At 35.9% G+C, this 22,909-nt stretch carries 21 protein-coding genes; 19 read left to right on the top strand and 2 right to left on the bottom strand.

The window, feature by feature from the left end:
- The first annotated feature begins 231 nt into the window (after positions 1-231).
- The 18 genes from BUB90_RS02950 to BUB90_RS02870 all read left to right on the top strand — a co-directional run bounded on the left by BUB90_RS02950 (position 232) and on the right by BUB90_RS02870 (position 19,631).
- Positions 232-756, top strand: coding sequence for a cysteine hydrolase family protein (locus BUB90_RS02950; protein WP_073282647.1), 525 nt, complete (start codon positions 232-234; stop codon positions 754-756).
- Positions 757-1,134: 378 nt separating this feature from the next.
- Positions 1,135-3,732: a cation-translocating P-type ATPase gene (locus BUB90_RS02945; RefSeq protein ID WP_073282645.1), complete on the top strand. Its 2,598-nt coding sequence runs from the start codon at positions 1,135-1,137 to the stop codon at positions 3,730-3,732.
- A 119-nt stretch (positions 3,733-3,851) separates the two neighbouring features.
- On the top strand, positions 3,852-4,583 hold the full coding sequence (locus tag BUB90_RS02940; RefSeq protein ID WP_073282643.1) for a DNA alkylation repair protein: 732 nt from the start codon (positions 3,852-3,854) through the stop codon (positions 4,581-4,583).
- 504 nt (positions 4,584-5,087) lie between these two features.
- Positions 5,088-5,282, top strand: coding sequence for a spore coat associated protein CotJA (locus tag BUB90_RS02935; RefSeq protein WP_073282641.1), 195 nt, complete (start codon positions 5,088-5,090; stop codon positions 5,280-5,282).
- Entirely contained in the window at positions 5,266-5,523 is a 258-nt protein-coding gene (locus BUB90_RS02930) for a spore coat protein CotJB (protein ID WP_084139054.1), read from the top strand. The genes BUB90_RS02935 and BUB90_RS02930 overlap by 17 nt, the downstream gene beginning before the upstream one ends.
- Before the next feature lie 2 nt (positions 5,524-5,525).
- Entirely contained in the window at positions 5,526-5,744 is a 219-nt protein-coding gene (locus BUB90_RS02925) for a manganese catalase family protein (protein WP_073282639.1), read from the top strand.
- 205 nt (positions 5,745-5,949) lie between these two features.
- The gene (locus BUB90_RS02920; protein WP_073282637.1) at positions 5,950-7,062 is read left to right on the top strand and encodes a BMP family lipoprotein; all 1,113 of its coding nucleotides are present in this window, start codon (positions 5,950-5,952) and stop codon (positions 7,060-7,062) included.
- Between the two features lie 408 nt (positions 7,063-7,470).
- Entirely contained in the window at positions 7,471-9,009 is a 1,539-nt protein-coding gene (locus BUB90_RS02915) for a YjjI family glycine radical enzyme (protein WP_073282635.1), read from the top strand.
- A gap of 72 nt (positions 9,010-9,081) precedes the next feature.
- Positions 9,082-9,930 (top strand): YjjW family glycine radical enzyme activase, encoded by an 849-nt coding sequence (locus BUB90_RS02910; protein WP_073282633.1) that lies wholly within the window; start codon positions 9,082-9,084, stop codon positions 9,928-9,930.
- A 188-nt stretch (positions 9,931-10,118) separates the two neighbouring features.
- Positions 10,119-11,627 (top strand): ABC transporter ATP-binding protein, encoded by a 1,509-nt coding sequence (locus BUB90_RS02905; RefSeq protein ID WP_139241701.1) that lies wholly within the window; start codon positions 10,119-10,121, stop codon positions 11,625-11,627.
- Positions 11,614-12,702, top strand: coding sequence for an ABC transporter permease (locus tag BUB90_RS02900; RefSeq protein ID WP_073282632.1), 1,089 nt, complete (start codon positions 11,614-11,616; stop codon positions 12,700-12,702). Before BUB90_RS02905 ends, BUB90_RS02900 begins: the two co-directional genes overlap by 14 nt.
- Position 12,703: 1 nt before the next feature.
- On the top strand, positions 12,704-13,657 hold the full coding sequence (locus BUB90_RS02895; RefSeq protein ID WP_073282630.1) for an ABC transporter permease: 954 nt from the start codon (positions 12,704-12,706) through the stop codon (positions 13,655-13,657).
- A 268-nt stretch (positions 13,658-13,925) separates the two neighbouring features.
- Positions 13,926-15,623 (top strand): aryl-sulfate sulfotransferase, encoded by a 1,698-nt coding sequence (locus BUB90_RS02890; RefSeq protein ID WP_073282628.1) that lies wholly within the window; start codon positions 13,926-13,928, stop codon positions 15,621-15,623.
- A gap of 217 nt (positions 15,624-15,840) precedes the next feature.
- Entirely contained in the window at positions 15,841-16,053 is a 213-nt protein-coding gene (locus tag BUB90_RS02885; protein ID WP_073282626.1) for a hypothetical protein, read from the top strand.
- A gap of 355 nt (positions 16,054-16,408) precedes the next feature.
- Positions 16,409-16,579 carry a hypothetical protein gene (locus BUB90_RS23390; protein WP_170865429.1) on the top strand — a complete coding sequence of 57 codons (171 nt, stop codon included), beginning with the start codon at positions 16,409-16,411 and terminating at the stop codon, positions 16,577-16,579.
- A 22-nt stretch (positions 16,580-16,601) separates the two neighbouring features.
- Positions 16,602-18,260 carry a recombinase family protein gene (locus BUB90_RS23035; protein ID WP_084139052.1) on the top strand — a complete coding sequence of 553 codons (1,659 nt, stop codon included), beginning with the start codon at positions 16,602-16,604 and terminating at the stop codon, positions 18,258-18,260.
- 34 nt (positions 18,261-18,294) lie between these two features.
- Complete coding sequence (locus BUB90_RS02875) at positions 18,295-18,618, top strand: manganese catalase family protein (protein ID WP_084139051.1); 324 nt, start codon at positions 18,295-18,297, stop codon at positions 18,616-18,618.
- A 590-nt stretch (positions 18,619-19,208) separates the two neighbouring features.
- On the top strand, positions 19,209-19,631 hold the full coding sequence (locus tag BUB90_RS02870; protein ID WP_073282622.1) for a rhodanese-like domain-containing protein: 423 nt from the start codon (positions 19,209-19,211) through the stop codon (positions 19,629-19,631).
- A gap of 3 nt (positions 19,632-19,634) precedes the next feature.
- On the opposite strand, the gene BUB90_RS02865 is transcribed toward BUB90_RS02870, so the two are convergent.
- Positions 19,635-20,162, bottom strand: a complete 528-nt coding sequence (locus BUB90_RS02865; RefSeq protein WP_073282620.1) for a DUF6512 family protein — start codon at positions 20,160-20,162, stop codon at positions 19,635-19,637.
- 271 nt (positions 20,163-20,433) lie between these two features.
- Positions 20,434-20,583 carry a hypothetical protein gene (locus BUB90_RS23385; RefSeq protein ID WP_170865428.1) on the bottom strand — a complete coding sequence of 50 codons (150 nt, stop codon included), beginning with the start codon at positions 20,581-20,583 and terminating at the stop codon, positions 20,434-20,436.
- A 352-nt stretch (positions 20,584-20,935) separates the two neighbouring features.
- On the opposite strand from BUB90_RS23385, the gene guaA reads away from it, so the two are divergent.
- Positions 20,936-22,477 (top strand): glutamine-hydrolyzing GMP synthase, encoded by a 1,542-nt coding sequence (gene guaA, locus BUB90_RS02860; protein ID WP_073282617.1) that lies wholly within the window; start codon positions 20,936-20,938, stop codon positions 22,475-22,477.
- Positions 22,478-22,909 lie beyond the last annotated feature (432 nt).

Below are 22,909 nucleotides of genomic sequence, written 5' to 3'. Positions count from 1 at the left end.
ATCTATGGAGTAAAGGCTCCTTTTTTAAGCCTTATTGAAAGGGAATTTTGAGAGAATCTTCTTGTGGATAATTTTAAATGGCCACATTTCATATACTAATACATATAAACAAGTTATCTTCAAGTTTTACTTGATTTTTAAAATATATTTGCCAAAGAAAGCTAATTGTATGATATCATATAGGTATAACTATTTATGAAGTATGGATTCTGAACTATGAAAGGAGCAAATATGAAATATGCGATAGTAGTAGTAGATGTACAGCAAGCACTAATGAATGACGGATTATATATTAAAGAGGAATTTGTCTCAAACATCCAAGATATGCTTCAGTTTGGGCGTGAAAAGAATCTGGAAATTATCTATGTTCGTCATGACGATGGTAAAGGAGAAGCACTTACCAAAGGGGCGCCAGGATATGATGTCTTTGATGGAATTGCACCAGAAGATGGGGAAATCGTATTCGATAAATCATATAATAGTATATTTAAGAAAACAGGGCTTAAGGAATACCTAAAAGAAAAATACATAACAAATCTAATTATAATGGGATTACAGACGGAATATTGTATAGATGCCACGCTTAAAGCAGGAGTTGAGCATGGATATCGTATGATTGTCCCAGTGGGAACAATTACAACAAGAGATAATGGCGAATTTACAGCAAGACAATTGAACGAATTCTACCAGTATACAATATGGAATGGTCGCTTTGCTAAGGTGCTTCCTATTAATAAAGTAAAGGAATTAATCTAGATTGACGGTGTCTTCGATTGAGATTATATGCGCTAAGAAAATGTTAAGAAAATATTAAGAAAAAATAAAGTGATTGACACCCATATTAATTTGTTGATAGAATAAATGAAACCAAAAGGGAGTAGCTTACATTGAAAAATGTTTGCGATGTCGTCAATACGATTTTATACTTGGTATAAAATCCGGTATCGTGATCAAGTCAGAGATCATATGATTTGAGTAGCAAGACTTTTGTTGTAGGATAAATACAGCAGGAGTGTTGCTTTTTTTTGTATAATTTTAAAATATTTACAAAAAATACTCCAATAATGCTGAAATACTCGGAATTCATTTATTAAGAGTCATAATTAGGAGTTATCGAAAAATGGAGGGATTGATATGTTAGAGTATCAAAAGGACAAAGAAGAGATTATTCGCGAGTTTGGAACCTCGTGGAAGGGCCATTCGGAAGAACAAGCGAAGGAAGCCAGAAAGAAATATGGATCCAACGAATTGGTTGAACTTAAGAAGAAAACAGTAGTACAGATTTTCCTTGAACAATTTAAAGATTTTCTTGTTATCATCCTTATAATATCGGCTATTATTGCAGCTTTCTTAGGCGATTTGGAGAGTTCTATCGTTATTGGAGTAGTTATCACCATGAATGCTATACTTGGAACTGTTCAACAGAAAAAAGCAGAGAAATCACTTAATAGTTTGAAACAGCTTGCGGCACCAATTGCTAAGGTTATTCGTAATGGTGAGACAGTTCTATTACCTTCAAAGGAAGTTGTTGTTGGTGATATCGTAATGCTTGAAGCGGGAGATTATATCTGTGCGGATGGTAGAATCCTTGATAATGCAAGTATGAAAGTCAATGAAAGTGCATTAACTGGTGAAAGTATTAGTGTTGAAAAAGAAGATATCACAGTAGAAAAAGAAGTTCCTCTAGGGGATCAGAAAAATATGGTTTTCCAAGGTAGTTACGTTACATATGGACGTGCAACCTTCCTTGTAACACGTGTTGGTATGATGACTGAAGTAGGTAAGATTGCAAATCTACTCAATAATGCAACTGAGAAGAAGACACCATTACAGAAGAATCTTGATGACTTTGGTAAGAAACTGTCTATTCTTATATTAATAATCTGTGCTATTGTTTTCGGTATAAGTATGTTCCGTGGTGAAGCAGTAGTAGATGCATTCTTATTCGCAGTAGCATTAGCAGTAGCTGCTATTCCTGAAGCATTGAGTTCAATCGTTACAATTGTATTAGCTTTTGGTACTCAAAAGATGGCAAAAGAACATGCGATTGTTCGTAAGTTACAAGCAGTAGAAGGTCTTGGTAGTGTATCTGTAATCTGTTCGGATAAGACTGGAACACTAACACAGAACAAGATGACAGTTATGAATTATTATGTAAATAATAATGATTATAATAAAGACATACTTGATAATGGACGTTTGGTAGAGAAGCTTGATAATAAATTAATCCTCTATAGTGTCCTTTGTAACGATTCTACAAACAAAGGCGGAGTAGAGATTGGTGATCCAACGGAAGTAGCATTATGTAATTTTGCTAAGACCTTCCGAATGGATATAACAAAAACCAGAGAAACATACACAAGAGTTGCAGAGATTCCATTCGATTCCGATCGTAAGTTAATGTCAACGGTTAATATGATATCATCTGAGAAACGTATGATTACCAAAGGTGCAGTTGATGTTTTATTAGATCGATTGAATTACATTGAAACAGAAGCAGGAGTTGTAAATATCACTTCAGCTGATAAACAAAGAATACAACTAGCTAACCTACAATATTCAGAAGATGGATTACGTGTCTTAGCAATTGCATATAAAACATTAGATAATGCATCTGTTAGTTTAGATGATGAGAATGATTTGATATTCTTAGGCTTAATTGCCATGATGGACCCACCAAGAGAAGAATCGAAAGAAGCGGTTCGTAAATGTATCGAGGCAGGAATTAGACCAATTATGATAACTGGTGATCATAAAATTACAGCAGCTGCCATAGCTAAGGAAATTGGTATTCTTACAGAGGGAACAATTGCGGTAGAGGGTAGTGCAATTGATGAACTAGATGATGAAGAATTAAAGACATTCGTAGAACAAGTATCTGTATATGCGAGAGTTTCGCCGGAGCATAAGATCCGTATCGTAAAAGCATGGCAAGATAAGGGCAATGTTGTTGCGATGACAGGTGATGGAGTTAATGATGCACCAGCACTAAAACAAGCTGATGTAGGTGTTGCAATGGGTATTACAGGTACAGAAGTATCCAAAGATGCTGCTGCAATGGTTCTTACAGATGATAACTTCGCAACAATCGTTAAGGCGGTAGAAAACGGTAGAAATGTATATCTGAATATTAAGAAAGCAATTAAGTTCTTGTTATCAGGTAATATGGCTGCAATATGGGCAGTTATGTATGCTTCTATCATGGCATTACCAGTTCCTTTTGCGCCAGTTCACTTATTGTTTATCAACTTATTAACAGATAGTTTACCAGCAATTGCTTTAGGTCTTGATCCACATACGGATTTGGTAATGAAAGATAAACCACGTAGAGCGAATGAATCTATATTAACTAAGAATTTCTTAATAGATATATTAGAAGAAGGTTTTGTTATAGCATGTATGACCATGACTGCTTACTATTTTGGATACCAAGTAGACGCAGCTACAGCTAGTACAATGGCGTTCGCTACCTTATGTTTATCTCGATTGGTTCATGGATTTAACTGTAAATCCGACAGAGCAATTTTATTCTCAAAGAGAATCGTTGATAATAAATTTTTATGGGGAGCATTTGGACTTGGTTTCCTATTAATTAATGGTGTTCTTCTTATTCCTGGATTAGCATCTGTATTCAAGGTAACAGCATTAACAGTTACTCAATTACTTCTTATCTATGGATTATCATTAGTAAATCTATTCATAATTCAATTAATCAAATGGATTAAAAATTAATATAATGATTGCGAGCGATTCTATTCTTAGAGATTCTAAGAGTAGAGTCGCTCTTTTTATGCTATACTTTACGTATATTGCGCTATATGCTATAAATAAGAAAGAAGGGGTTATGATGCATGAATAATTTGACGAATAAAAGACAAAATAATGAGATTAATAAACAAAATAGAATAATTAGAGAACAAATCGAGGCATTAGCAGAGCCAGAATATCAAGTGTTTACAAGTCGGTTATTGCCAGGGGTATCGAACATAATCGGTGTCAGACTCCCGATTCTTCGCAAAATGGTAAAAGAGATCGTTAAGGGGGATTGGAGAACGTATCTTGAGTATGCCAGCGACGAATCCTTTGAAGAAATCATGTTACAAGGCATGGTAATTGGTTATGTTAAGCATTCTTTATATGAAATTATACCATACATAGCAAAGTTTGTTGAGAAGATCGATAACTGGTCTGTTTGTGATAGTTTTTGCTGTGGACTTAAAATAACAAAAGAATGTAGAGAAGACATGTGGGATTTCTTGAAGCCGTATTTTCATAAACAAGGAGAATTTGAAGTAAGGTTTGGCGTTGTTATGTTATTAAATTATTATCTAGAGGAAGAGTATATAGAGCCAGTGTGCAAGATATTCGACGAGATAGAACATGATGGATATTATGTTAAGATGGCAGTTGCTTGGACAATATCCATCTACTATGTTCATTTTCCAGAAGCGATAGAAGGGTATCTAAGGAATAATAAACTAGATGAATTCACATATAAGAAAACCTTGCAGAAGATCTGTGAATCAAGAGCTGTAGATCATAAAAAGAAGGAACAGATCAGAGAATTAAAAAGGTATCATTAGAAACTAATTAATACAAGGAGCAAGTGAGGGGAAAACAGTAAAATAGTTGAGGTAGGAAGGGGAAAGAGAGAAACACAACCCCCTTCTGGATAGAAAAGGAAATGGTGTTTTGGCGAAGCAGAAGTTAAGTATATAATTATTTTAGATGAAATGAATAATATATCACAAAAAATGATTGAAGTTTCCAAGATTTCTTAAGAAGTTAAAAACTCTTCATAAAATCTGTGAATGAAAAAAGTCTTACATTGTTAACTTATAAACGAAGATAAAGAAGTTTTCTGACGTATTAATAGATACGAATAACCAATTATAATGAAGAAACAACTTGTTTGATTTGTAAGCAAGTGCTTATGATAACGATTCTTTTTTGCTTAAAGAGAATCGATATTAGATACTTGAAATGGATTACTATATAAGGTTCTGAGCAAGGAACAACATGGTTTAAGAGACATAAGATATCTTATCAAAAGGAAATAAGTAGTGATATGTTGGAGGGAATTCATTATGAGTAGTGCTCCATATGAATATAGTTCGTTAGAAGGTATAGAAGGTAAAGTAAGTGTATCCGCATATGTTGCTAGACAAAAGTGGAGTTATGTGTTCGATGCTGATACTGCCCTTATGGAAGGAACCATCTTTCCAGGATTAATAAAACACTATAAGGGGAAAGAAGGAAATATCAGTGAAGGAAATCAATAAAGAGGAATTATTCTATAAGATACAATCGGTAAGTTTTGCGATGGAGGATGTTAGGCTCTACTTGGATACACATCCAGATGATATCGCGGCCTGTGAGTATTACGATGCTTATAAGAAGATTCGGACGAAGTCTGTGAATCAATATAATCGATTCTTTGATCCACTTGATGCTTACAACATAAAGAGAGAAGAGTATTGGTCTTGGTGTACCAAGCCTTGGCCTTGGGAAGGAGAAGATTGACGATGTGGATATATGAAAGAAGGTTACAGTATCCAGTATATATAAGACGCCCGGATAAGAAGTTGGCAGATTATATTATTGAATGTCTTAATAAGGCACCATTCGAAACTAAAGCAAGTTGTCAGTATATCTCACATAGATATCGTACTCATTATAGAGAGATTAGTGGGTTACTTACTGATATTGGTACAGAAGTATCGGTAGTGACATTCTATGCCTAAAATATTTATAAAAAAAGGAAAATATACGCAATTTATAAGTAATATTACTAAATACTATTAGTACCGCTAATAATAGTAAATTCAAAGGAAAACTACAAAATTATGGCTTGCAAAAATGCAAATATGATAGTATTATATTAAATTGTAATGTAACGTATAAGTTTATATTATGGTAACCGTTTGGTTAAAAATAAGGAGGAAGACAATGAAAAAGACAAAATTATCTAAACTTGTAGCTCTTATGCTTGTTGTTGTTTTGGCGTTCACGGCATGTAGCTCAAAGAACAACAACAAAAAAGACGAAACTCCATCAACTGAAGACACAACTGATGGTGCAGCAACAACTGATGATACGGCTTCAGATGATACAGCAGCAACTACTAAACTTAAAATCGCAATGGTAACTGATGTTGGTGGTATTAATGACCAATCATTCAACCAAGGTGCTTGGACAGGACTTCAAAAAGCAGAAAAAGAACTTGGTGTAGAAGTTAGCTACCTTGAATCAGCAACAGAAGCTGATTATGTTTCTAACATTGAAACTTTAGTAGATCAAGGAAATGACTTAATTGTTGCTTGTGGTTTCTTAATGGCAGATACAATTAAGGAAGCTGCAGAAGCTTACCCAAATCAAAAATTTGCTATCATTGATGACTCTACTAACGCTGATTTACCAAACGTATCATGCTTAATGTTCAAACAAAATGAAGCTTCATACCTTGTAGGTGTTGTAGCAGCATTAATGTCTGAAACAAATAAAGTTGGTTTCGTACTTGGTATGTCTACTCCAGTAATGAACCAATTCGGTTACGGATATGTAGCAGGTGTACTTGATACGAATCCAGATGCAAAAGTTGAATTATACAATGCAAACGCATTCGGCGATGCAGCAGCTGGTAAAGCAGCAGCAGTTCAAATGTTCACAAACGGTGCAGATGTAGTATTCCACGCAGCTGGTGGTACAGGAAATGGTGTTATCGAAGCAGCTAAAGAACAAGGAAAATATGCTATCGGTGTAGATATTGACCAAGCTTACCTAGCTCCAGAAAACGTTATTACTTCAGCTATGAAGAGATGTGATAACGCTATCTATGACTTAGTAGAAAAGATGACTAAAGGTGAAGAAATTCAAGGCGTTCAAACTTATGGTATGGACAACGGTGGTGTAGATATTGCACCTACACAGGATTTACTTCCAGAAGAAGTTATCGCTAAAGTTCAAGAAGCAAAAGACAAGATTCTTGCAGGAGATATCGTAGTTCCTGAAACACAAGAACAATTCGATGCTAAATATGGTGATGTATATAATTTAGATTAAGTATAACGATTAACAAGTACGTTGTTAATATCTTAATAATATAAGTGAAGCGAGGAGGCAGTCCTATATTGTATGAATGGACACCTCCTTGTTTTACGGAATAAAATAACCAAAATAGGGTATGTTTTTTCCTATGAGTTCTATTTGGTGGAAGTTTGATAAAATTAGAAAAATAAAGCAAATAGGAAAGAATATAATTTTTATTTCCAAATAAAAAATGTGGCGTTTGGAAGCGATAAATTGTATAATGATAATATATGTAATGTTATTAATACTAGAAATATTGTAATGGGTAATTATAGTATTATCGGTATTAATAAAACTAAAGAAAAATAAACGAATGTACACGAAACTCATAGTTATGTTTAGGAAGCTAAACAGTTTGATGTTCAGAAAAGGAGCTTAAGCATGCGAGATATTAGTATGGATAGAGTAAATACAACACGAAACGAAATTCTAGGTATAATTAAAAACAGAACATTAACTCATGAACAAAAAGTTGCGGCTTTAGCAGGGAAGGCAGATTCATTAATGGAAGTGCTTGAATTACCTGAAGGTCTAGAAGAACGCTTAAACTTAGATCCAGCGGATAAGATTATCTGTGATTTAAATGAAGGTCATGCACCAATGCGTCCAAGATACATCATTCCTGATTACGCTAAGTTTATGAAAAATGGAAGTGAGTTTTTGCAATTAGATCCACCAACAGATATTTGGGAAGCCGTAAACTCGTTATTAATCTTTTATAAGAATGTACCAAGTGTAACAAACTTTCCAGTATACGTAGGTAATATTGACGAGTTACTGGAGCCTTTTGTAGTTGATGAAGCAGAAGCAAAGAAAGCAATCCGTCTATTCTTAACGCACATTGATAGAACAATTCTTGATTCTTTCTGTCATGCGAATATAGGACCAAGAGCAACAAAAGCAGGCAGATTGATCTTAGAAGTAGAAGCAGAACTTGAGAACGCGGTTCCTAACTTAACATTAAAATACGATAAAGATATTACACCAGATGACTTTGTGTTTTTAGCAATTGATACTGCATTAAAGACTGCAAAACCAAGCTTTGCAAACCATAAGATGTTCTCAGAGGAATTATCGGAAGACTATGTAATTGCAAGTTGCTACAATGGTCTTAAATTAGGTGGCGGTTCTTATACCTTGTGTCGTGTGTTACTTGGTAATCTAGCTAAGAAAGCAGATAATATTGACCACTTTAAGAAGGAAGTATTACCTGAAACACTAGAGATTATGGCGGCATATATGGATGAAAGAATCCGTTTTATGGTAGAAGAAAGTGGCTTCTTCGAAAGTAATTTCTTAGCAAAAGAAGGATTTATCACAAAAGAAAACTTCACCGCTATGTTTGGTATGGTTGGAATGGCTGAATGTGTGAATACACTTCTTGAAAAAGAAGGAATACAAGGCAGATATGGTCATTCAGAAGTAGCAGATAATCTTGGTATTAGCATAATGGAGATTATGGACGAATTCAACAATAACCATGTAAGCCCATATTGCTATGGTGCAGATGGACATTTCTTATTGCATGCACAAGTAGGACTTGATGTAGATGTTAATTCAAGTCCAGGATGTAGAATTCCAATTGGTGAAGAACCAGAAGAATTAATTGAACACTTAGCACATAGTGCGAAGTTCCACAAATATTTCCCATCGGGAGTAGGTGACATCTTCCCAATTGATACCACAGTGCATAAGAATATGGATTATTTACTTGATATAATCAAAGGAGCTTTCGATAACAAAGTTCGTTATATGTCTGTTTACGAAAAAGATAGTGATGTAATTCGTGTAACAGGATATCTAGTTAAGAAATCAGAGATGGAGAAATTAAAGAAAGGTGAGAATGTTTTACAAGATACCACAGTACTTGGTCTTGGTGCATCAAGGAATTCTCACATATTAGAACGTAAGGTTAGATAGAAGAGTTAGTTTTGGGGTACAATACGAAGGTGAGGTTTATTCGATTGTACCTCTTAATCTGGAGAAAAGAGTATGCAAGTGAATACAGCAATTGTTAATAAGATAATTCGTTTTAGCTCTGTAGATGGACCAGGTAATCGTACAGTTGTCTTTCTTCAGGGATGTAATTTTAATTGTAGATACTGCCACAACCCAGAAACAATTGGAGCTTGTAGACAATGTGGAGCATGTATTCCCTATTGCAAAACAAACGCCATAACCCTAGTTGATGGAAAGATTCTATATGATAGAGATCGATGTGTTAACTGCGATGAATGTTTTCATCATTGCCCACATGGAAGTTCGCCTAAGACTGAGAGAATGACTCCAGAAGAGGTATTTGAGGAAGTAAAGAAGAATATGCCCTATATTCGTGGAATAACCATATCAGGGGGCGAATGCACCTTATGGAGAGACTTCTTGGTGGAGTTGTTAACATTAGCTAAGAATGTAGGATTATCTACAATGTTAGACAGTAATGGTACTTATGATTTTTCGAAGGATAAAGAATTAATGGCTGTGGTCGATGCTGTTATGTTAGATGTGAAAGCATTCGACAGAAGTGAACACGAGAAGGTAACTGGTATTCATAATGATATGGTGTTATCAAATCTTCGTTATCTAGCTGAGTGTGACAAGTTGTTTGAGGTACGTACCGTAGCAGTGCCAGAATTGTTTGATACAAAGCATACGGTCTATGAGACAAGCAGATTGCTTCATGAGGTTGGAAAACAAGAAGGGATTCGGTATAAGCTTATTAAGTACAGACCGATTGGGGTAAGAGAAGAATATCGTTCGTATGAAACACCGACAGAGGAGTATATGAATCAGTTACGTGATATTGCTTACAATAACGGTATGAAAGACATCGTTATTATATAAATAACTGTGTGAATATCTGTTGTTAAGCAGAAGCTACCACCGAATAGTAATATAATCTAGTTAAGATATAAGGGAGTAACGTGAATTCCATAAGGATCGTGCTCACTCAAATATAAATATGTGGAAGAAGGGGGCGTTTTCGCTTGCAAAATAATTCAAACATAGACTTAAATGCTAAGACTATTGAAATGAAGAATATTGTTAAGATGTTTGGTAATTTTAAGGCTAATGACGGTGTAAATCTAACGGTTCACAAAGGGGAAATTCATGCGATACTAGGTGAGAATGGTGCTGGTAAGAGTACACTTATGAACATCTTATACGGTTTGTATACACCTACATCTGGCGATATCTTCGTTAATGGAGAAAAGGTTACAATTGACGGACCAAACAAGGCTATTGAACTTGGAATTGGTATGGTTCATCAACACTTCATGTTAATTCCACCATTCACGGTAACAGAGAATATCATTCTTGGTATGGAACCTACCAAAGGTGCTGGCGTTGTCAACATCAAAGAAGCTAGAAAGAAAGTTGTTGAGATTTCTGAAAAGTATGGTCTTAAAGTAGATCCAGATGCTAAGATTGAGGATATCTCAGTTGGTATGCAACAAAGAGCAGAAATTCTTAAGGTTCTTTACCGTGGAGCGGACATCTTAATCTTAGATGAGCCTACAGCCTCCTTAACACCACAAGAAATCGTTGAGTTAGTAGAGATAATGCACAACCTTACTAAGGAAGGTAAATCTGTTATCTTGATTACGCATAAGTTAAAGGAAATCAAGGAGTCAGCTGATTATTGTACAATTATTCGTCAAGGTAAATATATTAACACAGTTAATGTTAACGAAGTAAATGAGAATGAACTTGCTGCAATGATGGTTGGTAGAAATGTAGAATTCAAAGTAGATAAGAAAGATATGAACCCAGGCGAACTTGTACTTAATGTTGAAGATTTACGTGCAAAAGATTACCGTGGTGTTGAGATCTTAAAAGGCCTTAGCATCAATGTTAAAAGAGGTGAGATCGTAGGTATCGCCGGTATTGATGGTAATGGTCAGTCTGAATTAGTGGAGATCCTTACTGGCCTTCGACGTGCTGATAGTGGACGTGTTACTCTACTTGGAGAAAACACATTCAATAAAACACCAAGAGAATGCTTCTTAAAGGGAATCTCTAGTATTCCAGAAGATAGACAAAAGCATGGTCTAGTGCTTGAATTTTCAGTTGCAGAGAATATGGTACTACAAAATTATGCAGATGAAAACTTCTCAAAAGCAGGATTTATGAGAAAGGATGCCATTGATAAACATGCAGAAGTGTTAGTAGAAAAATTTGATGTTCGTCCAGCTGATTCGGCTGAAAAACCAGCGGGTCACTTATCAGGTGGTAACCAACAAAAAGTTATTATCGCAAGAGAAGTAACGAACGATAAGGACTTATTAATTGCAGTTAACCCAACAAGAGGTCTTGATGTTGGTGCGATTGAATATGTACATCGCTATATTGTTGAGCAAAGAAACAAGAACAAAGCGGTATTATTAGTTTCTTTCGAATTAGATGAAATTATGAGTTTATCGGATCGTATCGAAGTAATCTTCGACGGACAGATTGTGGGTAGCGTTCCGGGTAAAGACGCTGACGAGAATACATTAGGTCTCATGATGGCGGGAGGTGACACGAATGGATCAAAATAATTCAAAACCTACAGTAAGAAAAGAAAAGATAGCAAAAGACAACAAAGCATTATATACCGTAATCTCGATCTTAGTAGGTTTTACAATTGGTGCTATTATGCTTCTTGTTGTTAAAGTAAGTCCAATTAAAGCATACGGATTATTGATTGAAAGTGTCTTTGGTACTCCTAAAAACATCGCTCAATCGGTTGTATATGCCACTCCATTAATATTAACTGGTTTGTCAATAGCATTCTCCTTCCGAACAGGTATCTTCAATATCGGTGCAGAAGGTCAGTTTGTTATGGGTTCATTAGGAGCCATGGTAGTTGGTGTTCTAGTGGATGCACCCGCAATTATTCATATTCCATTATGTTTGCTTGCTGCAGCTTTAGCAGGTGCTCTATGGGGTGCAATAGTTGGTTACTTAAAAGCGAAGCTTGGTGCTAACGAAGTACTTTGTATGATCATGTTCAACTGGATTGCTTATTACTTCTCTAATTATGTTGTTAAGAGTAAGCTTTTCAATGATGCAGGTAAGCAAGTTAGTAAGAAAGTAGCAGATACAGCTAAGTTATCTGTAAACAGTTTGAAAGCTTCCTTAGGTCAAAAAGTTAACTGGGGTATCATTATTGCGATAATCGCAGTTATTATAATCTATTTAATTATTAATAAAACAACTCTTGGATACCGTTTACGTGCCGTTGGCTTTAACCGTAATGCAGCAGAATATGCAGGTATTAATGTTAAGGTTGCAATTGTATCAGCAATCGCAATCTCTGGAGCACTTGCAGGTTTAGCTGGTGCGACACAAGTACTTGGTTATAATTATAGTATCAGTGAGTTTGCTGGACAAGAAGGGTACGGTTTTGAAGGTATCACGGTTGCCATGATTGGTGCAACGCATCCGGTTGGAGTATTGTTTGCAGGTTTATTCTATGGAGCTATGAAATATGGCGGAAAGAATATGAACCTTCTTGGTGCTCCGACAGAAGTTATTGATATCATTATGGGTTCGATCATCTTCTTCATTGCAATATCAAGTATAATAAAGACAATGAAAACTAGATTTAGTAAAAAGGGAGGTACAAAGTAATATGGATGAATTAATCAAGAATTTGGGTCTGATTTTAAATACTACTCTTATGTACACTCCACCACTTTTGTTTGCAGCACTTGGTTCTGTATTCTCAGAACGAAGCGGTGTAGTTAATATCGGTATCGAAGGTATGATGACAATTGGTGCGTTTGCTGGTGTTGTTGGTACCTTATTAACAAGCAATCCATGGTTAGGATTCTTAATCGCTGGTTTAGCGGGTGGTATCTTCGGTTTACTTCATGCATTCGCAACAATTACTTGTAAAGCGGATCAGACAATCTCTGGTACTGCTATTAACTTCTTAGCACCTGGTTTTGCAATCTTCTTATGTCGTGTATTATATGATTCAACAGAAACACATAGTGTTGATTTAGCACATAAGATGCCACGTTTCCTTAAGGGATTATTCCAAGGTACAGAAGGAATATTCCGTAAAGGTGGATTCCTTGATAATGTATTTAATACGTATGCAACTGCATACTTAGCATTTATATTAGTAGCTGTCGTTTGGTTTGTATTCTACAAAACAAAATTCGGTCTTCGAATTCGTGCTGTAGGTGAGCACCCAAAAGCAGCGGATACACTGGGTATCAACGTAATTCGTATTCGTTACATCTGTGTTATCTTATCAGGTGTTTTAGCAGGTTTCGGTGGTGCATCGGTTACCTTAGCAACCGTATCACAATTCCGTCCATCTGTAATTACTGGTCAAGGTTTCATCGCAATCGCAGCTGTAATCTTTGGTAAATTCAAGCCACAAGGTGCAATGCTTGCATGTATCTTATTCGGTTTCTGTAATGGTGTCAAAGTATTCGTAGGTTCAGGAAGTGCCGTATCACCTCACTTGATCTCTATGATACCTTACGTAGTAACAATTATCGTATTAATCTTATTCGTTGGTAAATCACATGTACCAGCTGCTAATGGCAAGCCATACGAAAAGGCTAGATAATCGTGGATAAGTTTTAGCGATTGTGGATTAAAGCATTAAAATAATCATATGTTGTGGATAACAAGAAAGAGTTATTGTATAGGATTAGAGTACAATAACTCTTTTTCTGTTGTTCATATGAGTCAAAAGTCTCAAGTGATTATGAAAAGGATTCTTTGACAGATGGAAGAAATATGTATAAAATAGTAATATAAAAGTGTCGAATAAAAAAGGTATAAAGCGAAGAATGTGCCTTATGGTTGATTATAGCTACAGGAGGATTAATGACATGGATGTGAAGAAAAGATCAGGTAAAGGATTGCTAATAGCTTTGCTTTTTAGCGTTGCTGCACTTGGCATTGTTTTAGTTTTGTGTACTACCATAGGTACAGGGGTTAAAAAAACAGATCGAACAGATAGTGGAGAAAACTACATAGCTTCTGAGACAATTCAAAAGCAAGTTATGAAATCATTGAGTATGGAGACAGTAAAGACGGTATATGATGAACAGTATCAATCAGCAGTAAAAGCAAAACTTGATGCATTGAAGAAGAATTATGATTCTACATTCAAAGAACCGTTGTTTGTTATGAATCCATTCGGAACAAATGTTACAGGAATGTACGTGTATTTTAATACAGATGAAGCGGTTAATGTAGAATACACGGTATCTGTCAGTGACGTATCTATACCTGAATTTACTAGAACCTTATACACCGATGAAGAGGGAAATGCGGTGAAGGAACATGAGGGACAAATCATTGGCTTGATTCAAGGCATGACGAATACCGTTACACTTCGTATATATGGTAAGGATAGTAAGTTTCTTGGTGAGAATACATTCAAATTCGATGTGCCTGACTTCGGAACAATTAAAGAACAGCAGTTAAAAGTAACGAATAAACAAGATAGTAAGAAGTTAAGTGATGGACTGTTTGTAATCTTTGGTTACGATAGAAGAAATACGAAAGAACCTAGACATATGTTATTTTACGATAATGATGGAATTATTCGTGCAGAAGTACCACTTAATGTTACCTATGGCGATGTGAATATTGAGTTCATAGACGGTAAGATGTTCTATGCTTGTACAGATGCAAGTTATGCATTAGTGAATCAAGCAGGGCAAGCAGAGACAATTTATAAGACAAAAGGGTATACGACACATCACGACTTTGATTATGATGAAACGAATGAAAGAGTGATTATTCTAGCAACCAAGAAAAAGAGCAAGACAAAACAAGACATTATCTTGTCACTGAATATGAAGACAGGAGACATAGAGGAAGTAGTAGACTTTGGGAAATTAATGCCGGATATGGAAAAAGGTGCAGTGATATCGAAGGATTCACCAGACAAAGAACAAGTGGATTGGGTACATTTTAATTCCGTACAAGTTGTTAATGGAAAACATCTGATTCTAAGTTCTCGTGAATTAAGTTCTATTATTCGAATTAATAATTACTATACAACCCCTAAGATTGCTTACATCATCTCGGATTCAAAAATCTATCAAGGAACGAAGTATAGTAACTTGGTACTTAGAAAGAGCGGTAACTTTACCTCACATGCAGGACAACATTCTGTTAACTACGTAACAGATGGTTCGTTAAAGACTGGCCAGTATTATTTGACGTTCTTTAACAATAATTATGCACAACGATTATCCTATCCTAACTTTAATTGGTCCTTTATCAAAGGTGCTGGTACGCAAGAAAAGGATGCGAAGAACTCCTATTACTATAAGTATCTAGTTGATGAGAATAAAGGTACATATAAGTTGGTAGAGAAAATCAACGTTCCTTATTCGAGTATTGTAAGTAATGCGCAGGAATATGAAGGAAATCGTGTGATTTGTTCTGGTGTACCTGGAATCTTCGCAGAGTACGATAGTAAAGGCAAATTAATTAGCAGTTACAAGATGAAGGTGAAACATCTAACCTACCGTGTAAGGAAGGAAACCATGGAAGGATATTGGTTTAATTAGAGAAATTAATACAGCGTCAGTCATTTGGCTGACGCTGTATTAAATATATTCCATATGTATAAAAAAAAGTACATTAAAAAAAAGTTTTTTAACATACCTTATGGGGTTTTATTCATATATATATAATATAAGAATAACTTTTCAGAACTGCGTCCATTAAGTCTTCAGGAAATAGTTCTAGATGGTCTTGTATATTATAATATATGGAGCGTGATCTATGCATAGGAGTATGAATGTAACCAGACATGATACGTTAGTAAAGACGTGTCCGAGTATTACAAGAGAGGATCTTTTACATAAGCACCATTTTATGTCCAGTTATCAAAAAGCAAATCTGTATTCTATGGTGGAGCAGAATAAGATAACAAAGGCCCAATATGAGAAATGTATAGAAAAGATGAAGGACAAAAAAGATAGTAGTAAGGAATAGCATATGCAAGGAATGAGTAATACAAGAAGAAAAAGATAATCCCACTATACACGGTGCAGGTGTAGTGTAGGGGTTATCTTTTTGTTTCACAGGAAAGTTACTGGTTAGAGTGTCAAAAGCTAGTTTAGTTTTTATTCCGTCAATTTGCACAGATTTAAGTGTGAGCATGTTATGTCAAACGTAGTTCACTCGCAACGCGCTCTCGCGTGGCTTTTGACACACTAACCAGTAACTCTAATGCTAGGAGTAAGAAGGTGGAAAGGTATATTCTATGCTCTTTCTGAATACAGGACAAAGGTGAATACATATATTATAAGGTGAGTAGTTTGGTATTGAAGAAGGAGTGAGTAAGGCGTTGGAAAAGAAAGAAGTAATTGTGGAATCAAAAGGTGAGCAGCAAAACACCAACAAGCAAAATACCGATTTTATAGAGGTATATGAAAGTGCCTTACTGTTAGCACTATTGAAGAATGATTTGATCACGAAGGAAGAATATCAGTGGTGTTTGGAACAATTGAAGAAGTAGAAATTGTGAAGAGGGAGTAAACATGATCTACGTTGCAGCGTATTGCAGGGTTTCTACCGAGAGAGAAGATCAAACCAATTCTTTTGAGAGTCAACAGAGATATTTTCGCGAATACATAAGACGAACTGACGGTTTTGAACTATATCAAATCTATGCAGAGGAAGGGATCTCAGGGACCAGTACCAAGAAAAGAAAAGCCTTCAATCGTATGATTGAGGATGCAAGAGAAGGGAAGTTTCAGATGATACTTACCAAGGAGATCTCACGTTTTGCTAGGAATACCCTTGACAGTATCTATTATACCAGAGAGCTTAAGAGACACGGAGTGGGAGTATTCTTTTTAAATGACAATATCAATACATTAGACCCCGATGCAGAGTTACGTCTTACCATTCTTTCTTCCATTGCACAGGAAGAAAGTAGGCGTACTTCTGAACGTGTCAAATGGGGGCAGAAGAGGCGAATGGAACAGGGAGTGGTATTTGGTTCTAGCATGCTTGGATATGATGTACAGAATGGTCAGATCTATCGGAACGAAGAGGGAGCGAAAGTGGTATGTAGAATCTACGATAAGTTCTTGTTAGAAGGAAAAGGGACGTATGTGATTGCTAAGGAATTACAAGAAGAGGGAATTCTACCTCTTCGAGCAAAGAGATGGTCAAGTTCCGTGATCTTACGTATCTTACGTAATGAAAAGTACTGTGGTGATTTAGTTCAGAAGAAAACCTATACACCAGACTATCTAACCCATGAGAAGCGATATAATTACGGTGAAGAGGAATATGTAATAGTACAAAATCACCATGCCCCTATAGTTGATAGAGAGGTATTCAACCAGGTTCAAGTAATATTAGATAGTAGAGCAAAGAAGATAGCGAGTAAGGAAAGAGAAAGCAGTCGCTACGCCTTCTCAGGAAAGATTCTATGTGGAAGATGCGGGAAGTACTACATAGCAAGAGCAAGGATCCGAAAAGATGGAAGTACATATCTTGTTTGGAGATGTTATCATAGAGAGACAGATGTGGAGGAGAGTAATGAGAATGAGAAGGTTGGGGATAACATAGATGAGAATAAAAGAGTTGGTAATGGTATAGATAAAGGCTGCATATTCTCCTGTATTAAGAATGAAGAGCTTGTAGAGATGATTAAGAAAATAACCATACAGCTACCGATAGACAAGAAGAAATTCATGGTTCAGATGATGGAACTGTTGAAACGGTGCTTGGATAGGGAGGAAGGTAGTAAGGAGATACAAGATAGACTTGTGGAGATAGAAGAAGAACAGAAACGTTTATTGCATGCTTATAGAAAAAGCTACATAACAGAAGCAGAGTTTGTAGCAGCGAGAGAAGAATGTAGGCAGGAAGAAGAAAGGTATAAGAGTATATCTAGAAGGGATAGCAAGGATAATGCTCTAGTAAGTGAAGTTGAAATTACTTTAGATATGGCTAAAGCAGATAATAACAATTTGAACGATAAAGTCATGGAGGAAAGAGTGGAATCCATTAAGGGGATTTTACAGGATATAATATATGGAGTCGGATTCAACGATACGGTTTGTCAAGAAATTGTGGAGAGGATCGTCCGTATCGCTTTAGATACATATGATGTATATTATAAAGGATTACCAGGTGGTTGGAGGGTATATTGGGTAGAAGAGGGGAGGAAAACTGGTTATTAGCGATGCTTCTGTAGGGACTGAAGAGTTAGCCCATATGGAGGTTGTTAGTGCTATCTTATATCAGTTGACAAAGAATCTACAGGAAGACGAATCCAGTGATCTGTTTGCAAGGTTGGACTTTTGTGTACCGGAGTTTGAATTTCCAGCCTATAACACGAAGGAGAATGTTCTTATGTTCCTACATGAGGATATGGTTGCAGAGCAAAAAGCACAATGCTTATATGAGACCATCTTATCCAATGTGCATGATACGGAGGTAAGTGATCCAATTCGATTCTTACGAGCAAGAGAAATTGTACACTATCAAAGATTAGGTGAGGCAATTCAGATTGTGCAGGGAAAGATTGAGAAAGAATAGAGATTAATATAATCTTCACGAATTGTATGTCTATATAGACACGGTGTGACTACTCTTGACAGACAATTCGTAGAAGATTATTTTATTTAAGTTACATATCAATGCCTTCTGCGTATGATTTATGTTATAGATCTTCAAAGTATATCTATCAACAGTCTTAATTTCTCATTAGGAAATAAAAGAATTGACAATAGGGTAAGTGAGAATCTATATTGTAAGTGATGAGCTAATAAGAAAAGGGATTGTTGAAAGAGAGTTGAATGAAAAACATACGTTAGTCTAGCCTGCCAAGTAATTGAATTTAGATGATTATTCATTCATTGGTATAAATACAAAACAATAGAAGAAACTATACTTAACTTAAACTTTGCACATAAAAAACTTCACTTAGAGTAGATAATTGCTATATTCATAAGAAAAACTATCTGAACACGTCAGCACTTGATTTCGCAATGCGAAATCTTAGTACTGCTACGTGTGAAAGCTAAGCGAGAGCGGGTTTTTCGTTGAATATAGAAGTTAGCTACTCCTCGAAATCTTCAAGTGCGAAGTTTGAGTTACTTAACTTATTGTTTAAATGGAGGGTGCTTATGAAGAAATTGTTTTGGGTTATACTACTAATCGTGTTTATCGCCGCGTGCAATCGAAAAACAATACAGAAAGGAACAGAAGAAAAGAGTATGAATACCAGTCAAGATATTATATTATATGAGCAAATAACTGCTATAGATGCTAAGAAGATAATGGATGAACAGAAAGACTATGTGATTCTTGATGTAAGAACACAGTCAGAATACGATGCAAGTCATATAGAAAACGCCATGTTACTTCCTCTTGATGATATTGATGAGGAAGCAACAGACATTTTACCAGATAAGGACCAATTGCTATTGGTATATTGCCGTAGTGGAGTACGAAGTAAGGAGGCGGCATTACAACTGGCGGAACTAGGCTATACGAACATAAAGGAATTTGGCGGAATTATAGATTGGCCATATGACGTAGTGAGGTAACAGCTATCTTCCATAAGTACCACTAGGTGCGTCTTGAAACAACGGAATTCGAGGAGGATTCACAGTGAATATGACAAAACCTAGGATTAATAGAACTAGGATAATCAACATTACAATTCTTGATAACTGGGAACTAAAACAGGTAGTTTGCAGAAAATGATAACTAAATAGATACGCCACGAGCGTACCGAGTATAAAGGTTCCAATATCAGCAATTAGAAAACCCTGTCCAATGATCCCAGTGTAGGTGTAATAAGAAGCTATAATGACTGCGATACCAATCAGTATAGATAATACTTTCACTGGAAGAAAATTAGGAAGGTCTTTTCCGTAAGCGAATAACTCGATGATTGTAAATAGAATCATTGGTGTAAACAATAATTTCTGATGCTCCCAGATGCTTTCGTTGATTGGTGCAAGATAAGAGATGAACTCATTATTACCCGACCAATCATAAGCAAAATGTAGGAGTGTACTAAAAATTAAGGTAAAGATTGCGCCTGCAATATGCCATTGTTTTAGATGCTCCATAGGAATCCTCCTTTAATAATACAAAATAATATTGATATATTACTAATTGTAGATTTTATTAAGGCTACATATGCATGATTTTTATTTTAATTTATTATTAGGATTGTTTATTGTGAAAGGTATTATTAAACTTCATGTAGGACTGTAGAAGGTTATACAGAGAAGGATAAATTAATATTTCAACTATATAGATTATAAAAAATCAATATTCGATTATAATATAGGATGAAGGGGCATTACAAAATAAGAATTTTGCAATGCCCCTTATGAATTAGATTAAGTTATACTCTTTTAATAAACGGTCACGTTCCGCTTGATCTTTCGTTGCTTTTTGTACATCTTCCATGCGATTATCAGCGATTAACTTATCAATAAGAACAGCGACTAATTCTGCTAATTGTTTGGTACTCATATCTTCCATTGTTTTAGCTCCTTTAATTAAAGTCTGTATAGTGTATTGTATATAATAGATGGAGGGATTGCAAGAGCTATAAGTAAACAGAATAAGTAACATAAGTATATATTAACCCTTGGTCATAATTGGTTGTAACAAAAGTACAATCATTTATGATAAAATAAGAGTACATGTGACATATTATGAAAAAATACATTTAACTCTAGTTAAAATAGAAATATTGTTGTATGATATAATTATTGTGTGACGATTAGTAGGATAGACGATAGTGAAGTTGTGGTACCAGTGCCATGAGCTAGATTACCATAATGTTACTACAATTAATACGAATCAGATGAAAGAAATAGGAGGAATTCACGTGAATAAGGAAAAGGTTATTGTACTTGATTTTGGTGGACAATACAATCAGTTAATTGCAAGACGTGTTAGAGAATGCAATGTATATTGTGAAGTGTTACCTTACGATACAAGTATTGAACGCATTAAAGAAATAAATCCTAAGGGTATTATCTTAACAGGAGGTCCTGCTAGTGTATATCTAGATGAATCTCCACGTTGTGGCAAAGAACTGTTTGAGTTAGGTATTCCTGTACTTGGAATCTGCTATGGCGCTCAGTTAATGACATATTTACTTGGTGGTGAAGTAAGTGCAGCACCAGTTAGAGAATACGGTAAAGCAGAAGTAACTACAGATCCTTCTTCTAAATTATTTGCAAATGTTTCAAAAGAAACAGTATGTTGGATGAGCCATACCGACTACATCGCTAAATTACCAGAAGGATTCAAAGTAACTGCAACAACACAGTCTTGTCCAGTAGCAGGAATGGAATGTTCAGAGAAAAATCTATATGCGGTTCAATTCCACCCAGAAGTTGTTCATACAGTAGAAGGAACACAGATGTTCCACGATTTCGTATACAATGTATGTCACTGTTCAGGTGATTGGATTATGAGTTCATTCGCAGAAGAATCTATCAAAGCGATTCGTGAAAAAGTTGGTGACGGTAAAGTATTATGTGCATTATCAGGTGGTGTAGATTCCTCTGTAGCAGCAGTTATGCTATCGAAAGCAGTAGGAAAACAATTAACATGTATCTTCGTTGATCACGGTCTATTACGTAAAAACGAAGGTGATGAAGTAGAAGAAGTATTTGGTCCAAATGGACAATTCGATCTAAACTTCATTCGTGTTAATGCGCAAGAACGTTTCTACGGCAAATTAGCTGGTGTAACTGAACCAGAAGAAAAACGTAAAATCATTGGTGAAGAATTCATTCGTGTATTCGAAGAGGAAGCAAAGAAAATCGGTACCGTTGATTTCTTAGTTCAAGGAACAATCTACCCAGACGTAATCGAAAGTGGTCTTGGTAAATCAGCAGTAATCAAGTCTCACCACAACGTTGGAGGACTTCCTGACTATGTAGATTTTAAAGAGATCATCGAACCACTTCGCCTATTATTCAAAGATGAAGTACGTAAAACAGGTCTTGAACTTGGAATCCCTGAGAAACTTGTATTCAGACAACCTTTTCCAGGCCCAGGTCTTGCAATCCGTATCATCGGTGACATCACACCAGAGAAAGTTCGTATCGTTCAAGATGCAGACTTCATCTACCGTGAAGAAATCGCGAAAGCCGGAATCGACAAAGAAATCGGCCAATACTTCGCAGCATTAACTAACATGCGTTCTGTAGGTTGTATGGGTGACGAAAGAACATACGACTACGCAATCGCATTACGTGCCGTAACAACTTCAGACTTCATGACAGCTGAGTTTGCTGAACTTCCTTGGGAAGTAATCGGTAAGGTATCTAGCAGAATTGTAAATGAAGTGAAAGGTGTTAATCGAGTACTTTATGATTGTACGGGGAAACCACCTGCTACGATTGAGTTTGAATAACAGACATGTCCCGAGGTACCCCATCTCATCGTTGAGGCAACCCCGTTTATCCTCGTCGACAGTAGAAAATGAAATAGAAAATACCGCGAAATCATCTTCGCATTCAGACCTAGATAGGGCATTAAACCGCCCCGTCTCAGGTCTGTTTTTTTACCCATTTCAGACCAGACCACGCAACGCTTCTAAAATTAAACATTAGAAAAATCCCTGAAGAAATACAGAAAAATCAAGCATCCCAGCTCTTATGACTTCCTTGAGAGAAAGAAGAAAGAACAGAAAAAGAGGAAGAAAAGAGAAGAAAAAAGATAGAAGAAATTATGAACGAAAAACGCAATCTTTGAAGATTATTGTGGATAACTGCAATGAAGATAGACCTCGTTGGTGGATAAATGAAATTGCCCCTACGAGGCGAAAGAGAGTTACCCGATGACA

It is taken from the genome of Anaerosporobacter mobilis DSM 15930 (assembly GCF_900142955.1).
Classification (GTDB): domain Bacteria; phylum Bacillota; class Clostridia; order Lachnospirales; family Lachnospiraceae; genus Anaerosporobacter; species Anaerosporobacter mobilis.
Note: the sequence above shows the minus strand (reverse complement) of the source record. Positions and strands in the feature narration are given on the sequence as shown.

What these genes read in the sequence shown, in the direction of transcription:
- BUB90_RS02950 (WP_073282647.1), top strand. Translation starts at nt 232, where the DNA reads ATGAAATATGCGATAGTAGTAGTAGATGTACAGCAAGCACTAATGAAT.
- BUB90_RS02945 (WP_073282645.1), top strand. Translation starts at nt 1,135, where the DNA reads ATGTTAGAGTATCAAAAGGACAAAGAAGAGATTATTCGCGAGTTTGGA.
- BUB90_RS02940 (WP_073282643.1), top strand. Translation starts at nt 3,852, where the DNA reads ATGAATAATTTGACGAATAAAAGACAAAATAATGAGATTAATAAACAA.
- BUB90_RS02935 (WP_073282641.1), top strand. Translation starts at nt 5,088, where the DNA reads ATGAGTAGTGCTCCATATGAATATAGTTCGTTAGAAGGTATAGAAGGT.
- BUB90_RS02925 (WP_073282639.1), top strand. Translation starts at nt 5,526, where the DNA reads ATGTGGATATATGAAAGAAGGTTACAGTATCCAGTATATATAAGACGC.
- BUB90_RS02920 (WP_073282637.1), top strand. Translation starts at nt 5,950, where the DNA reads ATGAAAAAGACAAAATTATCTAAACTTGTAGCTCTTATGCTTGTTGTT.
- BUB90_RS02915 (WP_073282635.1), top strand. Translation starts at nt 7,471, where the DNA reads ATGCGAGATATTAGTATGGATAGAGTAAATACAACACGAAACGAAATT.
- BUB90_RS02910 (WP_073282633.1), top strand. Translation starts at nt 9,082, where the DNA reads ATGCAAGTGAATACAGCAATTGTTAATAAGATAATTCGTTTTAGCTCT.
- BUB90_RS02905 (WP_139241701.1), top strand. Translation starts at nt 10,119, where the DNA reads ATGAAGAATATTGTTAAGATGTTTGGTAATTTTAAGGCTAATGACGGT.
- BUB90_RS02900 (WP_073282632.1), top strand. Translation starts at nt 11,614, where the DNA reads ATGGATCAAAATAATTCAAAACCTACAGTAAGAAAAGAAAAGATAGCA.
- BUB90_RS02895 (WP_073282630.1), top strand. Translation starts at nt 12,704, where the DNA reads ATGGATGAATTAATCAAGAATTTGGGTCTGATTTTAAATACTACTCTT.
- BUB90_RS02890 (WP_073282628.1), top strand. Translation starts at nt 13,926, where the DNA reads ATGGATGTGAAGAAAAGATCAGGTAAAGGATTGCTAATAGCTTTGCTT.
- BUB90_RS02885 (WP_073282626.1), top strand. Translation starts at nt 15,841, where the DNA reads ATGCATAGGAGTATGAATGTAACCAGACATGATACGTTAGTAAAGACG.
- BUB90_RS23035 (WP_084139052.1), top strand. Translation starts at nt 16,602, where the DNA reads ATGATCTACGTTGCAGCGTATTGCAGGGTTTCTACCGAGAGAGAAGAT.
- BUB90_RS02875 (WP_084139051.1), top strand. Translation starts at nt 18,295, where the DNA reads ATGGAGGTTGTTAGTGCTATCTTATATCAGTTGACAAAGAATCTACAG.
- BUB90_RS02870 (WP_073282622.1), top strand. Translation starts at nt 19,209, where the DNA reads ATGAAGAAATTGTTTTGGGTTATACTACTAATCGTGTTTATCGCCGCG.
- BUB90_RS02865 (WP_073282620.1), bottom strand. Translation starts at nt 20,162, where the DNA reads ATGGAGCATCTAAAACAATGGCATATTGCAGGCGCAATCTTTACCTTA.
- BUB90_RS23385 (WP_170865428.1), bottom strand. Translation starts at nt 20,583, where the DNA reads ATGGAAGATATGAGTACCAAACAATTAGCAGAATTAGTCGCTGTTCTT.